This window comes from Stenotrophomonas nitritireducens (genome assembly GCF_001431425.1).
Lineage (GTDB): Bacteria > Pseudomonadota > Gammaproteobacteria > Xanthomonadales > Xanthomonadaceae > Stenotrophomonas > Stenotrophomonas nitritireducens.
In genome coordinates this window covers 155,746-170,789 of record NZ_LDJG01000008.1, presented here as the reverse complement: position 1 = coordinate 170,789, position 15,044 = coordinate 155,746, and the positions used below count along the sequence as shown (strand labels likewise).

General features: G+C 71.5%; 11 protein-coding genes. 8 read left to right on the top strand and 3 right to left on the bottom strand.

The window, feature by feature from the left end; genetic code table 11:
* Nucleotides 1-21: 21 nt before the first annotated feature.
* From kdpB to ABB22_RS07170, 4 genes are read left to right on the top strand one after another with little or no spacing between them, the layout of a single operon-like run.
* The gene (kdpB, locus tag ABB22_RS07185) at nt 22-2,043 is read left to right on the top strand and encodes a potassium-transporting ATPase subunit KdpB (protein ID WP_235504360.1); all 2,022 of its coding nucleotides are present in this window, start codon (nt 22-24) and stop codon (nt 2,041-2,043) included.
* 8 nt (nt 2,044-2,051) lie between these two features.
* The gene (gene kdpC, locus ABB22_RS07180) at nt 2,052-2,630 is read left to right on the top strand and encodes a potassium-transporting ATPase subunit KdpC (RefSeq protein WP_235504359.1); all 579 of its coding nucleotides are present in this window, start codon (nt 2,052-2,054) and stop codon (nt 2,628-2,630) included.
* A gap of 36 nt (nt 2,631-2,666) precedes the next feature.
* Entirely contained in the window at nt 2,667-5,327 is a 2,661-nt protein-coding gene (locus tag ABB22_RS07175; RefSeq protein WP_055773056.1) for a sensor histidine kinase, read from the top strand.
* On the top strand, nt 5,320-6,033 hold the full coding sequence (locus ABB22_RS07170) for a response regulator transcription factor (RefSeq protein WP_055773053.1): 714 nt from the start codon (nt 5,320-5,322) through the stop codon (nt 6,031-6,033). Before ABB22_RS07175 ends, ABB22_RS07170 begins: the two co-directional genes overlap by 8 nt.
* A 244-nt stretch (nt 6,034-6,277) precedes the next feature.
* On the opposite strand, the gene ABB22_RS07165 is transcribed toward ABB22_RS07170, so the two are convergent.
* The 3 genes from ABB22_RS07165 to coaBC are packed head-to-tail and all read right to left on the bottom strand — an operon-like array spanning nt 6,278 to nt 10,365.
* Entirely contained in the window at nt 6,278-8,626 is a 2,349-nt protein-coding gene (locus ABB22_RS07165) for a phosphomannomutase/phosphoglucomutase (protein ID WP_055773051.1), read from the bottom strand.
* Between the two features lie 15 nt (nt 8,627-8,641).
* Complete coding sequence (dut, locus tag ABB22_RS07160) at nt 8,642-9,115, bottom strand: dUTP diphosphatase (RefSeq protein WP_055773048.1); 474 nt, start codon at nt 9,113-9,115, stop codon at nt 8,642-8,644.
* Complete coding sequence (coaBC, locus tag ABB22_RS07155; RefSeq protein ID WP_055773045.1) at nt 9,112-10,365, bottom strand: bifunctional phosphopantothenoylcysteine decarboxylase/phosphopantothenate--cysteine ligase CoaBC; 1,254 nt, start codon at nt 10,363-10,365, stop codon at nt 9,112-9,114. The genes dut and coaBC overlap by 4 nt, the downstream gene beginning before the upstream one ends.
* A 95-nt stretch (nt 10,366-10,460) precedes the next feature.
* Between coaBC and radC the strand changes: the two genes are divergently transcribed.
* The 4 genes from radC to ABB22_RS07135 all read left to right on the top strand — a co-directional run bounded on the left by radC (nt 10,461) and on the right by ABB22_RS07135 (nt 14,957).
* Nucleotides 10,461-11,135 carry a RadC family protein gene (radC, locus tag ABB22_RS07150; protein ID WP_055773041.1) on the top strand — a complete coding sequence of 225 codons (675 nt, stop codon included), beginning with the start codon at nt 10,461-10,463 and terminating at the stop codon, nt 11,133-11,135.
* Nucleotides 11,136-11,371: 236 nt separating this feature from the next.
* Nucleotides 11,372-13,060 (top strand): arginine--tRNA ligase, encoded by a 1,689-nt coding sequence (gene argS, locus ABB22_RS07145; protein ID WP_055773037.1) that lies wholly within the window; start codon nt 11,372-11,374, stop codon nt 13,058-13,060.
* Between the two features lie 19 nt (nt 13,061-13,079).
* The gene (locus ABB22_RS07140; RefSeq protein WP_055773034.1) at nt 13,080-13,949 is read left to right on the top strand and encodes an SPOR domain-containing protein; all 870 of its coding nucleotides are present in this window, start codon (nt 13,080-13,082) and stop codon (nt 13,947-13,949) included.
* Nucleotides 13,950-14,204: 255 nt separating this feature from the next.
* Nucleotides 14,205-14,957, top strand: a complete 753-nt coding sequence (locus ABB22_RS07135; protein WP_055773031.1) for an SDR family NAD(P)-dependent oxidoreductase — start codon at nt 14,205-14,207, stop codon at nt 14,955-14,957.
* Nucleotides 14,958-15,044 lie beyond the last annotated feature (87 nt).

Below are 15,044 nucleotides of genomic sequence, written 5' to 3'. Positions count from 1 at the left end.
CCCCCTGTTTCCCGGGCCGCCATGCGCCGCCCGCCCCTGCTCGACGCCGCAGGCTGGCGGCGCGCCCTGCTGGAGTCGGTCCGCAAGCTGGCGCCGATGCATCTGCTGCACAACCCGGTGATGGCCATCGTCATGGCCGGCACCCTGCTGGCGCTGCTGCTCACGCTCACCGGCAACGCACCGCTGGGCTTCGGCCTGGCGGTCACCGCGATCCTGCTGGCGACCGTATTGTTCGGCAACTTCGCCGAAGCCGTGGCCGAAGCGCGCGGCCGCGGCCAGGCGGCCTCGCTGCGGCGCGCACGCAGGGACCTGGTGGCGCGCCGCCTGGCCGCGCCGCAACCAGGCGCGGCCGAAAGCACCGTCGCCGCGGCCGAGCTGCGCCCGGGCGACCACGTGATCGTCTCCGCCGGCGAACTCGTGCCGGCCGACGGCGAGATCGTGCAGGGCCTGGCCACCATCAACGAGGCCGCGGTCACGGGCGAGTCGGCACCGGTGCTGCGCGAGGCCGGCACCGACCGCTCCGGCGTCATCGGCGGCACCAAGGTGCTGTCGGACCAGATCATCGTGCGCGTCACCGCCGAGCCGGGGCACAGCTTCCTGGACCGCATGATCGCGCTGGTGGAAGGCGCCAACCGGCAGAAGACGCCGAACGAGATCGCGCTGACCCTGCTGCTGGCGGCGATGTCGCTGACCTTCCTGGTGGTAGTGGCGACGCTGCCGGCGATCGCCGGCTTCGTCGGCGTACGCGTCGATCCGCTGCTGCTGATCGCGCTGCTGGTGTGCCTGATCCCGACCACCATCGGCGGCCTGCTGCCGGCCATCGGCATCGCCGGCATGAACCGGGCATTGGCCGCCAACGTGCTGGCCAAGTCCGGCAAGGCGGTGGAAGTGGCCGGCGACGTGGACGTGCTGCTGCTCGACAAGACCGGCACCATCACCTACGGCGACCGCCAGGCCACGGCCTTCCATGCGCTGGCCGGCATCGATGCCGCGCAGCTGCGCGAAGCGGCCCTGCTGTCCTCGCTGGCCGACCCGACCCCGGAGGGCAAATCGATCGTGCGGCTGGCCCGCGAGCAGGGATGCGCCGCCAGCGAACCGGAAAGAGCGGACTACCTGGCCTTCAGCGCGCAGACCCGCATGTCCGGCGTCGACCTGGACGACGGCCGCCGCATCCGCAAGGGTGCAGCCGACGCCATCGCCGCGCACGTGCAGGCGCTGGGCGGCAACGTACCCAACGAGCTGCAGGCGCGCGTGGAGCAGGTCGCCCGCGGTGGCGCCACCCCGCTGGTGGTGTGCGAAGGCCGCCATGTGCTCGGCGTGGTGGCGTTGTCGGACGTGGTCAAGCACGGCATGCGCGAGAAGTTCGCGCAGCTGCGGGCGATGGGCATCCGCACGGTGATGATCACCGGCGACAACCCGTTGACCGCCGCGGCCATCGCCGCCGAAGCCGGGGTGGACGACTACATCGCCCAGGCCAGGCCCGAGGACAAGCTGGCGCGCATCCGCAGCGAACAGGCCGGTGGGCGGCTGGTGGCGATGGTCGGCGACGGCACCAACGACGCCCCGGCGCTGGCCCAGGCCGACATCGGCCTGGCGATGAATTCCGGCACGCAGGCGGCCAAGGAGGCCGGCAACATGGTCGACCTGGATTCGGACCCGGCCAAGCTGCTGGCGGTGGTGGAAGTGGGCAAGCAGCAGCTGATCACCCGCGGCGCGCTGACCACCTTCTCGCTGGCCAACGACGTCTCCAAGTATTTCGCGATCCTGCCGGCGCTGTTCGCCGCGGCCATCCCGTCGATGGCGGCGCTGAACGTGATGCAGCTCTCCAGCCCACGCAACGCGGTACTGGCGGCGCTGGTCTTCAACGCGCTGGTGATTCCGGCCCTGATCCCGCTGGCGCTGCGCGGCGTGCGCTTCCGCCCGGCCAGCGCCACCGCGCTGCTGCGCCGGAACATGCTGGTCTACGGCGTCGGCGGCGTGCTGCTGCCCTTCGTGGCGATCAAGGCCATCGACCTTCTCCTCGTCCTGGTGTCCGGCACATGAATCCTGCAATGCACACTCCACTGTGGCGCCCGGCCATCGGCCTGACGCTGTTCGGCCTGCTCGGTACCGGCCTGCTCTACGCCCTGCTCGCCACCGGCATCGCCGGCACGCTGTTCCCGGCGCAGGCCGACGGCAGCCTGGTCCGCGACGCCGACGGCACGGTGCGCGGCTCCGTCCTGCTGGCGCAGCCCTTCGCGGGCGACGGCTATTTCCAGGCACGGCCATCGGCAGCCGGCTACGACCCGATGGCCGCCGCCGGCAGCAACCTGGCGCGCAGCAATCCGGAACTGGCCAGGCGCGTGGCCGCGGCCACCTCCGCCGTGGCCGCGCGCGAGCGGGTCGCGCCGGCGCAGGTACCGGGCGATCTGGTCACCGCATCCGCCAGCGGACTCGACCCGCAACTCTCGCCGGCGGCGGCGCGGTTGCAGGTGGCGCGCGTGGCGCGCGCGCGCGGCTGGCCGCCGCAGCGCGTGCAGGCGCTGCTGGAGGACCAGCTGCAGGACCGGCAATGGGGCGTGTTCGGGCAGCCGCGCGTCAACGTGGTCGCGTTGAACCGGGCCCTGGATGCCGCCGCGCATGCGCCCTGATTCCCCGCCTGCCGGACACGGCGCACAATCGCGGCCATGAACGACCCCCGCAGCCGCCAGGCCGATGCGCTGGCCGAAAGCCTGCAACGCGAGGCCGGCGGCAAGCTGACGGCCTTCCTCGGCGCCGCGCCCGGCGTCGGCAAGACCTACGCCATGCTCACCCGCGCGCAGGAACAGCGGCGCCGCGGCGTGGATGTGGTCGCGGCCGTGGTGGAAACGCATGGCCGCAGCGACACCGCCGCGCTGCTGGGCGGGCTGCCGGCGATCGCGCTGCGCGAAGTCGATTACCGCGGCCACCGCCTGCAGGAAATGGACCTGGACGCGGTGCTGGCGCGGCACCCGGCGCTGGTGCTGGTCGACGAACTGGCCCACCGCAACGCACCCGGCAGCCGCCACGAACGGCGCTGGCAGGACGTGATGGAACTGCTCGACGCCGGCATCGACGTCTGGACGACCATCAACATCCAGCATCTGGAAACCCTCAACGACGTGGTGATGCGCATCACCGGCGTACGCGTCGGCGAGACCGTGCCGGACGTGGTGTTCGACCGCCTGCACGACATCGTGCTGGTCGACCTGCCGCCGCGCGAACTGATCGAGCGCCTGCGCCAGGGCAAGGTGTACGTGCCCGAACAGGCCGCGCAGGCGCTGCAGGCGTTCTTCTCGCCGGCCAACCTCACCGCGCTGCGCGAACTGGCCATGCAGGAGGCCGCCGACCGCGTCGACAGCAGCCTGCGCGAGGCGCGGGCGGCGCGCGGCGAGGGCAACCTGCCGTTGCGGCGGCGGGTGCTGGTCGCCATCGACGGCGGCGGCCAGAGCGAATACCTGGTGCGCGTGGCGCGGCGCATTGCCGAGCGCCGCGACGCGCCGTGGACGGTGGTGACGGTGCGGAACCGCCGCCACGACGAGGCCACCGGCCGCGAGATCGACGCCGCCTTCGCGCTGGCGCGCCGTCTCGGTGGCGATGCCGAACTGCTGCATGGGCCGGGCATCGCCGACGTGCTGCTGGACTACGCCTCGCACAACGCCGTTTCCACCCTGGTGCTGGGCCGCACCCGCGAACGCCCGCTGGCGCGGCTGTTCAACCAGACCCTGACCCAGCAGCTGATCCAGCGCGGCGCGCACTACGAAATCACCATCATCAGTACGCCGCAGGCGCGCGCCAGCGCGCGCCGCACCGGGCTGTCGCTCGATCCGGAGAACTGGAGCAGGGACGCGGCGCTGGCGCTGCTGGCCACCGCCGCGGCCTGCCTGGCGGCGTGGCTGGGCGAACGCTGGATCGGCCTGAGCGACCTGGCGATGGTGTTCATCGTCGCCGTGGTGCTGGTGGCCGCGCGCACGCGCATGAGCGCGGCGGTGCTGGCGGCCACGCTGTGCTTCCTGGCCTACAACTTCTTCTTCATCGCCCCGCGCTTCACCTTCGCCATCAACGCGCGCCAGGGCGTGATCACCGTGTTCCTGTTCCTGGCCGCGGCGCTGGTGGCCGGGCGGCTCGCGTCGCGGCTGCGCATGCAGGTGGTGGCGCTGCGCGCGGCCAACCGCCATGCAAACGTGCGCCAGGCGCTGGGCCGGCAACTGGTCGGCGCGACCGACAACGCGCAGGTGGCGCACGCCGGCCGCGTCGCGCTGGAGCAGGCCCTCGATTCGCCGGCCTGGGTGCGGATCGCACAGGACACCAGTACCAGTGGCAGCGCGGCGCCCGGCGCCACCGACCTGGCCGCGGCAGACTGGGCCTTGCGCCATGGCCAGCCGGCGGGCCGCTTCACCGACACCCTGGCCGGCGCCGACTGGTGGTTCCTGCCGCTGCTGGACGGCGAAGGGCACGGTATCGGCGTGGCCGGCCTGCGCCTGGACCGCCAGTACCCGCGGCTGGCGCCGGAGCAGCGCCAGTTGGCCGAAGCCATGGCCGACGACATCGCCCAGGCGGCGCTGCGCACGCGCCTGGTCGCCGACCTGGAAACCGCGCACCTGCACAACGAGACCGAACGCCTGCGCTCGGCCCTGCTGTCCTCGGTGTCGCACGACCTGCGCTCGCCGCTGGCAGCGATGATCGGTTCGGCCGACAGCCTTTCCAGCTATGCCGAGGCGATGGACGCCAGCGACCGCCGCGCGCTGCTCGACACCATCGTGGTCGAGGGCGAACGCCTGGACCGCTACATCCAGAACCTGCTGGACATGACCCGGCTCGGCCACGACGGTCTCAAGCTCAACCGCGACTGGATCGGCGTGGACGAGCTGATCGGCTCGGCGGCGCGGCGCCTGCAGCGTTACCAGCCGGATGCGCTGCTGAAGCTGGACATCCCGCACGACCTGCCGCCGATCTGGGTGCATCCGGCGCTGGTCGAACAGGCGCTGTTCAACGTAATGGAGAACGCGGCCAAGTTCTCGCCCCCGGGCATCGCGGTCGAGGTGCGCGCGCGCCTGCACGGCGGCGAACTGTGCATCGAGGTGATCGACGAGGGGCCGGGCATTCCCGATGCCGAGCGTGCGCGCATTTTCGACATGTTCTACAGCGTGGAACGCGGCGACCGTGGCCGCCAGGGCACCGGCCTGGGCCTGACCATCTGCCAGGGCATGATCGGCGCGCACGGCGGCCACGTCGAAGCGCTGCCTGGCCGCGATGGCCGCGGTACGCTGGTGCGCATGACCCTGCCCCTGCTCCAGCCGCATCCGGAGAGCCCGCGCGACGATGGCTGACGCCCCCGCCATCCCGCCGGCGCGCGTGCTGGTGATCGACGACGAGGTGCAGATCCGCCGCTTCCTCGACATCTCGCTGCGCGCGCAGGGCTACGCCACCAGCCAGGCGGCCACGGGCGGCGAAGGCCTGCGCAAACTTGCCGGCGAAGGCGCCGACCTGGTGATCCTGGACATCGGCCTGCCCGACATGGAGGGCCACGACGTGCTGGCCGAACTGCGCCAATGGAGCCAGGTGCCGGTGATCATGCTCAGCGTGCGCGCCGGCGAAGCGGAGAAGGTGCGGGCGCTGGACAACGGCGCCAACGATTACGTGACCAAGCCTTTCGGCACGCAGGAACTGATGGCGCGGGCAAGGGCGCTGCTGCGCGGCCGCAGCGCCGACGGCGAAGGCCAGGTGCCGCTGTTCGACGACGGCCACCTGCTCATCGACCTGGCCCGCCGCGAGGTACGCCTGGACGGTGCGGCGGTGGCGTTGACCCGCAAGGAATACGCGCTGCTGGCGCTGCTGCTGCGCAATGCCGGGCGCGTGGTCACCCAGCCGCAGATCCTGCAGGAAGTCTGGGGGCCGAGCCATCGCCACGACACGCATTACCTGCGCATCCTGGTCGGCCGGCTGCGGCACAAGCTCGGCGACTCGGCGTTGGAATCGCGCTACCTGTTCACCGAACCCGGCGTCGGCCTGCGCTTCCACGCGATGCCCCTGTAGAGCGGGGCAACGCCCCGCTGCGGCACTACCTGCGAAGGCCCCGCCGGGCGTTGCCCGGCGCTACAGAACACCGCGCTCCTTGTAGAGCGGGGCAAAGCCCCGCTGTGGCATTCCCAACCGAAGCCCCGCCGGGCGTTGCCCGGCGCTACAGAGCACAGCCAACCTGTAGAGCGGGGCAACGCCCCGCTGTGGCAGTCCCAGCCAAAGCCCCACCGGGCGCTGCCCGGCGCGACCACGGCGGCGATCAGAAGCCCAGCTCGGTCCCCGCCGGCAGCACCTGCCGCAGCTGGTCGCGGAACAGGCCCTTGATCCGCTCCAGCGCGGCCTCATCGTCCGCCTCGAAGCGCAGCACCAGCACCGGCGTGGTGTTGGAGGCGCGCACCAGGCCCCAGCCGTCGCCGAAATCGGCACGCAGGCCGTCGATGGTGGAGATGCGGGCACCGGCGAACGGCGAATCCTCGGCCTGCGCCGCGGCCACCACCAGCGCCACCTGCGCGTGCTGGGTGCCCTCGGCCACCGCCACCTTCAGCTCCGGCGTGGAGATCGCATCGGGCAGCTCGTCGAGCACCTCGGACGGGCCTTCCTCGCGCTGGGCCAGGATCTCCAGCAGGCGCGCGGCCGCATACAGGCCATCGTCGAAACCGTACCAGCGCTCCTTGAAGAAGAAGTGGCCGCTCATCTCGCCGGCCAGCTCGGCATCGGTCTCGCGCATGCGCGCCTTGATCAGCGAGTGCCCGGTCTTCCACATCATCGGGCTGCCGCCGTTGCGCAGGATGTAATCCGACAGCCTGCCGGTGCACTTGACGTCGTAGATGACCATCGCGCCGGGGTTGCGCGCCAGCACGTCGGCGGCGAACAGCATCAGCAGGCGGTCGGCGAACACGATCCTGCCTTCCCTGGTCACCACGCCGAGGCGGTCGCCGTCGCCGTCGAAGGCCACGCCGAGGTCGGCGTCGAAACGCCGGACCATCTGCACCAGGTCCTCGAGATTGTGCGGCTCGCTCGGGTCCGGGTGGTGGTTGGGGAACTGCCCGTCCACCTCGCAGTACAGCGGGATCACCTCCGCGCCGATGGCCTCCAGCAGCTGCGGCGCCACTGCGCCGGCAATGCCGTTGCCGGCGTCGGCCACCACCTTGAGCGGGCGGTCCAGCTGCACGTCGTCGGCGATGCGCTGCACGTAGTCGGCGATGACCTCGCGCTGCTGCAGGCCGCCCGGCGCATCGGCGCGCTGCAGGCGGCCGTCGGCGATGCGCCGGTACAGGTCGGTGATCGCCTCGCCGGACAGCGTTTCGCCGCCGATGACGATCTTGAAACCGTTGTAGTCCGGCGGGTTGTGGCTGCCGGTCACCACCACGCAGCTGCCGGCGCGCAGGTGGTAGGCGGCGAAATACACCACCGGCGTCGGCGCCATGCCGATGTCGATGACGTCGCAACCGGCGCGGCGCAGGCCTTCGATCAGTCCGGCCACCAGCTCGGGGCCGGACAGGCGGCCGTCACGGCCCACCACCACCTCGCGCAGACCCTGCGCCTGTACCTGGCTGCCGATGGCCTGGCCGATCAGCGTGGCCACGGCCGGCGTCAGCTCGCTGCCGACCACGCCGCGGATGTCGTAGGCGCGGAAAATGCCGGAAGCCACGGCGCCGATGCCCGCCTCGGGCGCCGCCGGCTCCTCGCCGGCCTCGCGCTCGCGTACCGCCGCCACAGGCAACGGTTCCTGCGCCAGCGCCTCGCTGAGGGTGACGCCGTCATCGGCGGCCGGCGCTTCGCCACCGCGGCGCAGCGCCGGCAGGCGCAGGCGCTTGCGGCCAACCAGCAACAGCACCGCCGTCGCCAGCATCAGCACCGCGACCGTCGCACTGCTCACCGTGCCCAGGCCCAGCGGGCCTGTCGTCGTGTCGGGCACTTCCGCCACCACGCGCAGGCCGGTGTCGGCCACCGGCCGCGCCAGCGCATCGGCGCCGTTGCCCAGCGCCGCATCTCCCCGGCGAAATACCGTGAAGCCGCCCTGGCGCAGGCCGAGGAAGGCGGAATCCGGCGAGTCCAGCGCGTCGAACACCGCGCCCAGGCGGGTCAGCGGCTGGCGGATGTAGGCGACCGCCGACCGCTCCTGCAGGCGCACCGGCGCGGCCAGGCCCAGGCGGGGCCCATTGCCGTCGCGCACCACGCGCGCGACCGGCTTGCCTTCGCTCATCGCCAGTTCCAGCAGGGCCAGCCGCGAATAGCCGAACGCGGCAGGGTCGGCATAAGCGTCGGACAGCCCGCCATCGAACACCTGCGCATCGTCCGCGCCGTCCCATTTCTCGCGCATCGCAGACGCCGCCGCGGCGGCGTCGCCCTTGGCCAGGGCAGCCTTGACCGGTTCCAGCTCGAGCTGGCGGGCGAACTGCGCGGTCTGCGCGGCGATGGTCTTGTGCAGCTCCTCCACCGCCTGGTCGCGCGCCTGTTCCAGCCTGGAGCCGGTACTGGCCTGCTGCCACTGCTCGAAGGCGCCCCAGCCGAACCAGCCGGCCAGCAGCACCAGCAGCGCCGCCAGCACCGGTGTCGAACGGCCGAGCGCCGCGCGCGGACGCCGGCTTTCGTTCCCTTGGCTCATCGTGCGTTTCCCCTGTCAGCGCACTCCGGTGTGGCCGAATCCACCCGTTCCACGCGCACTGTCGATGAAAGTATCCACCACCTGCAAGGTCACGCGGGCGATCGGCATGACGACCAACTGGGCGATGCGGTCGCCCGGCTCGATGGTGAACGGCTCGCGGCCGCGGTTCCACACGCTGATCAGCAGCGGCCCCTGGTAGTCGGCATCGATCAGGCCGGTGCCGTTGCCCAGCACGATGCCGTGGCGATGGCCGAGCCCGGAGCGCGGCAGCACCACGGCGCACAGGCCCGGATCGGCGATATGAATGGCGATGCCGCTGGGCAGCAGCGCCGCATCGCCGGGCTCCAGGGTCATCGGCGCCTCGATCGCTGCGCGCAGGTCCATGCCGGCGCTGGCCTCGGTGGCGTAGGCCGGCAGCGGCCAGGCATCGCCGAAGCGGGGATCCAGCAGTTTCACCTGCAGCGGCTGCAGGGCGGTGTCCGTATTCATGCGTCCAGTCTCTCCGCGATCAGGTCCAGCAGTTGTTCGGCCAGCTGCGTCTTGGCGGTGCCGGGGAACACGCGGTGGCCATCGTTCCAGTAGGCGGTGGCCGCGTTCTGGTCGCTCTCGAAACCGCCGCCGGCGATGCCGACCTGGTTGGCGACGATCAGGTCCAGATGCTTGTCGGCAAGCTTGCCGCGCGCGTATTTCTCCACGTCGTGGGTCTCGGCGGCGAAGCCGACCACCAGCTTCAGCACCTGCTCCTGCGCGGCCACTTCGGCCAGGATGTCCGGGGTGCGCACCAGCTCCAGCGTCAGCGTCTGGCTGCCTGCGGTCTTCTTCAGCTTCTGCTGCGCCACCTGGCGCGGCGTGTAGTCAGCCACCGCGGCGGCGCCGATATAGATATCGGCCGGCAGCGCGGCCAGCACCGCTTCGCGCATCTGCGCGGCCGAGCGCACGTCCACCCGCTGCACGCCGGGCGGCGTCGGCAGCTGCACCGGCCCGCTGACCAGCACCACCTGCGCGCCACGGCGCGCCGCGGCCGCGGCCAGCGAATAGCCCATCTTGCCGCTGGAGCGGTTGCCGACGTAGCGCACCGGGTCCAGGTCTTCATACGTGGGGCCGGCACTGATCAGCACGCGCATGCCGTGCAGCCGGTCCGGCGCGGCCGGCGCCGTGGGCGCGGCATTGCCGGCCAGCGCGGCGACGATCGCCTCCGGCTCGCTCAGCCGGCCGGGGCCGGATTCGCCCTCGGCCAGCGGGCCGTCCTCCGGCCCGACCACCTGCACGCCGCGCTCGCGCAGCAGCGCGATGTTGGCCTGCGTGGCCGGGTGCAGCCACATCCGGTGGTTCATCGCCGGGCACACCGTCAGCGGCGCGGTCGTGGCCAGGCACAGGGTGCTGACCAGATCGTCGGCATGGCCGTGCGCCAGCCGCGCCAGCAGGTCGGCGGTGGCCGGCGCGATGACGACGCGGTCGGCCCAGCGCGCCAGTTCGATATGGCCCATGGCCTGTTCGGCGGCGCTGTCCCACAGGGTGGTGCGGACCGGCTGGCCGGACAGTGCCTGGAAGCTCAACGGCGTGACGAACTGCTGGGCGCCATCGGTCATCGCCACCTGCACGCTGGCGCCGGCGTCGCGCAGGCGGCGCACCAGCTCCAGCGATTTGTAGGCGGCGATGCCGCCACCGACGCACAGCAGCAGCTTCTGTCCGTCCAGCGGCCGGGACGGCGCATGGACACTGTGGGGAAAGCCGGTCACTTTGGGAAATCCTACCTGCACAAGAATCTTTAGCTTACCCGAAGGGTCCGTTACGACTTATTACCTTGCGCATGGTCCGCGCTCATCCTGAGGCCATGCACATCCGCGACTGGCCCGACTCCGAACGCCCCCGCGAAAAGCTGCTGGCACATGGGGCCCGCATCCTTTCCGACGCGGAGCTGCTGGCGATCTTCCTGGGCTCGGGCCTGCCCGGCCAGGATGCGATACGGACCTCGCGCGAGATGTTGCAGACGCATGGCCCGCTGCGGCAGCTGCTGGACCGCAGCGCGCGCGAGCTGATGCGGGTGCCGGGGCTGGGCCCGGCCCGCGCCTGCCGGCTGGTCGCAGCGCTGGAACTGGGCCAGCGCCATCTGGCCTCGGACCTGAAGCGGGGCACCACCCTGACCGACCCGGACTCGGCCGGCCGCTACTTCGTCCAGCGGCTGCGGCCCCAGTCCCATGAGGTCTTCGCGGTCCTGTTCCTGGACACCCGGCACCGGGCGCTGGCCTTCGAGGAACTGTTCCGCGGCACCATCGACGGCGCCGAGGTGCATCCCCGCGAGGTGGTGCGCAGGGCGCTGGCGCACAACGCCGCGGCGGTGATCGTCGGCCACAACCATCCTTCAGGCAACGCCGAGCCCTCCACGGCCGACCGCGCCGTCACCCTGCGCCTGCGCGAAGCCCTGGCCCTGGTGCAGATCCGGCTGCTGGACCACTTCGTCATCGGCGACGGCCTGCCGGTGTCCCTGGCGGCCCGTGGCTGGATGTAGCAGGACCCGGCCCCCGCGTGCCGGGGAACCGCCGCGCCTGCTGCGGGGAACCGCCACGGGTCCGTGCCGGCCGGTAGCGCAGGCAGACATTCCTCGCATGCTGCTTCCCCCGGACGCAGGCCACAGCCCGCTCCTGCACCCCGCGTTGACTTCGCTGACCGCCGGGCCGGCCCCGGAAGCAGCTGTCCCGTCGGTCGGGTAAAATGCGCAGTTCCGCGCTCCAAGCAGACAGTCACGTGAAATCCCTACTCCGCGCCCTGATCGGCCAAGGCATCGAAGCCTTGCGCGCCAACGGCACCCTGCCTGCCGACACCCTGCCGCCGGATTTCGTGGTCGAACGACCCAAGACCCGCGAGCATGGCGACTTCGCCACCAACGCCGCGATGCTGCTGGCCAAGGCCGCGCGCAGCAACCCGCGCGCCGTGGCGCAGGCGCTGGTCGCGGCGTTGCCGCCCAGCGACGACGTCAGCAGCGTCGAGATCGCCGGCCCGGGCTTCATCAACTTCAAACTGGCGCCGGTGGCGTTCCAGCGCGAAGTGGCCAGCGTGCTGCGCGAAGGCGCCGACTATGGCCGCAACCTGGGCGGCAACGGCCGCAATGTCGGCGTGGAATACGTCTCGGCCAACCCGACCGGCCCACTGCACGTCGGCCACGGCCGCGCCGGCGCCATCGGCGACTGCATCGCGCGCGTGCTGGAAGCCAACGGCTGGAACGCCAGGCGCGAGTTCTATTACAACGACGCCGGCGTGCAGATCGAGAACCTCGCCCGCTCCGTGCAGGCGCGCGCGCAAGGCTTCAAGCCGGGCGACGCGCAGTGGCCCGCCGAGGCCTACAACGGCGAGTACATCGCTGACGTCGCCAAGGCCTACCTGCTCGGCCAGACCGTCGAACTGGAAGGCAGCCAGGTGGTCGGTGCCGGCGATGCCGGGGACTTCGAGGCCATCCGCCGCTTCGCCGTGGCCTACCTGCGCAACGAGCAGAACCTGGACCTGGCCGCGTTCGGCGTGGATTTCGACATCTACTTCCTGGAAAGCTCGCTGTACAAGGACGGCAAGGTCGCCGAGACGGTGGACCAGCTGGTCGCCTCCGGCCACACCTACGAGGAAGGCGGCGCGCTGTGGCTGCGCAGCACCGACTTCGGTGACGACAAGGACCGCGTGATGCGCAAGTCCGACGGCACCTACACCTACTTCCTGCCGGACGTGGCCTACCACCTGAGCAAGTGGCAGCGCGGCTACGAGCGTGCCATCACCGAACTGGGCGCCGACCACCACGGCTCGCTGGCGCGCGTGCGCGCCGGCCTGCAGGCGCTGGGCGTGGGCATCCCGCAGGGCTGGCCGGAATACGTGCTGCACCAGATGGTGACGGTGATGCGCGGCGGCGAGGAAGTGAAGCTGTCCAAGCGCGCCGGCAGCTACCTGACCCTGCGCGACCTGATCGACGAGGTCGGCAGCGACGCCGTGCGCTGGTTCCTGATCGCGCGCAAGCCCGATTCGCAGCTGACCTTCGACATCGACCTGGCGCGCCAGCAGAGCAACGACAACCCGGTGTTCTACGTGCAGTACGCGCATGCCCGCGTCTGCTCGCTGCTGCGCCAGGCGCAGGAGAAGGGCCTGGACCACGACCAGGCGCAGGGCCTGGCCGCACTGGCGCAGCTGGACGACGCCGCCTCGCTGGAGCTGATGAACGAGATCTCGCGTTACCCGGAAGTGGTCGAAGCCGCCGGCGTGGCACTGGAGCCGCACCTGGTCGCGCAGTACCTGCGTGAATTGGCGCATGCCTTCCACACGTGGTATCACGGGACGCCGGTGCTGGTGGACGATGCCGCCACGCGCAACGCCCGCCTCGCCCTCGCCGGCGCGGCCCGCCAGACGCTCGCCAACGGCCTGGGCCTGCTGGGCGTAAGCGCGCCGGAAAAGATGTAAGCAAGGAGAAGCAGCAGAAATGGCAGCACGACGCGGCAAGAGCCAGGCCCGGCGCAACAGCGGCAACGGGACGCCCGGCTGGGTATGGCTGGTCGCCGGCGCGGCGATCGCGGCCGTGGTGTTCCTGGCCGCCCCGAATCTGTTCAAGAAGGAGGGCGACGGCTTCCTGCGGGTGGGCCCGCAGCCCAACCCGGACGCGCAGCCGGCGCCGGTCGCCGATGCCGACATCGACGCCGGTGCGGACCTGCCGCGTCCGGCCGCGCGCACGGGAGCGCAGCCGGCAGAAAAGCCGGCTGCGACCCAGTACGACTTCTACACCCTGCTGCCGGGCAAGGAAGTCCAGATGTCCGACGCCGAACTGGCCGCCAGCGCCCGCGCCGAGGAACAGCGCCGCGCCCAGGCCGCGCGTACGGCGCAGACCAGCGAAGCCCAGCGCGCACAGGCCGCGCTGGAAGGCCGTGCGGTACCGCCGGCCGCCGCCCCCCTGCCCGCGCCCATCACCGAAGCGCCACGCCAGCAGACGGCGGCCGCCGACACGGCCCCGGCCCGCACCGCGCAGGCGGCCAGCACGGCCCCCGCGGCAGCGGCGACGCCCCCGCAGAAGCAGCCTGAAGCCGCCGCTGCGATGGCCAGCGTCGCCACCGCAGGCAACGACAACGTCCGCTACATCCTGCAGGCCGGCGCCTTCGGTGCCTCCGGCGACGCCGAGGCCACCAAGGCCAAACTGGCGATGATGGGCCTGGCCGCACGCGTCGAATCGGCGCAGATCAACGGCAACACGGTCTACCGCGTGCGCATGGGCCCCTATGGCACCGCCAGCGAACTGGCCGAAGCCAAGGCCAAGCTCGACGGCAGCGGCCTGCAGGCGATGGCGATCAAGGCGCAGTAATTCCGCGAAGGCGGAATTACCCCAAGGTTTGCACAGCAAACCTTGGGCCCCGTGTCCGTTACCTCCACATCCCCGCGCCTGTCGGCGCGCCCCCTTGACTCAAGAGGGCTGTTTCTCCGGTTGCCTGCGCAGGTGCGGGGCTTGCCCTGCTGGGGCTTTGGCGGAATGCGCCATGTCGGTCATGTCCTGCATCCACCGGCGCCGGTGGCCCGCGAAGGTGCGAAAATCGACAGCCCCTTTCCCTGGAAACCCGTCATGTCCAAGACCGTCCTGATCACCGGCGCCACGTCCGGTTTCGGCGCCGCTGCGGCGCGCCGCTTTGCCGGTGCCGGCTGGAAAGTGATCGCCACCGGCCGCCGCGCCGCACGCCTGCAACCGCTGATGGACGAGTTCGGTGCGGACACGGTGCACGCGGCAGTCTTCGACATCCGCGACACCGCGGCGATGGAAGCGGCGCTGGCGGCGTTGCCGGCGGGATTCCGCGACATCGACCTGCTGGTCAACAACGCAGGGCTGGCACAGGGCACCGCCGCCGCCCAGCACGCCAGCCTGGAAGACTGGCGCACGATGATCGACACCAACATCACCGCGCTGGTCACCCTCACCCATCGCCTGCTGCCGCAGCTGATCGAGCGCCGCGGCGCGATCATCAACATCAGCTCGACCGCCGCCATCCATCCGTACCCGGGCGGCAACGCCTATGGCGGCACCAAGGCCTTCGTCAGCCAGTTCTCGCTGGGCCTGCGCGCGGACCTGCACGGCACCGGCGTACGCGTGACGGCGATCGAACCGGGCATGGCCGAGACCGAGTTCACCCTGGTGCGCACCCATGGCAACCAGGCCGCCTCGGACCAGCTCTACAAGGGTGCCAACCCGATGACCGCACAGGACATCGCCGAGCAGATCTTCTGGGTCGCCACCCTGCCACCGCACCTGAACATCAATCGCCTCGAGCTGATGCCGGTCAGCCAGTCGTTCGCCGGCTTCCAGGTCGCGCGCGGGAGCTGATGCCGCCATCGCCCGTGCGCTGCCACCCGGGCGGTGAACGGGCGCTCAGGCCGGAATGAAGCGCGCCGCGCGGCGATCAGACGGCGC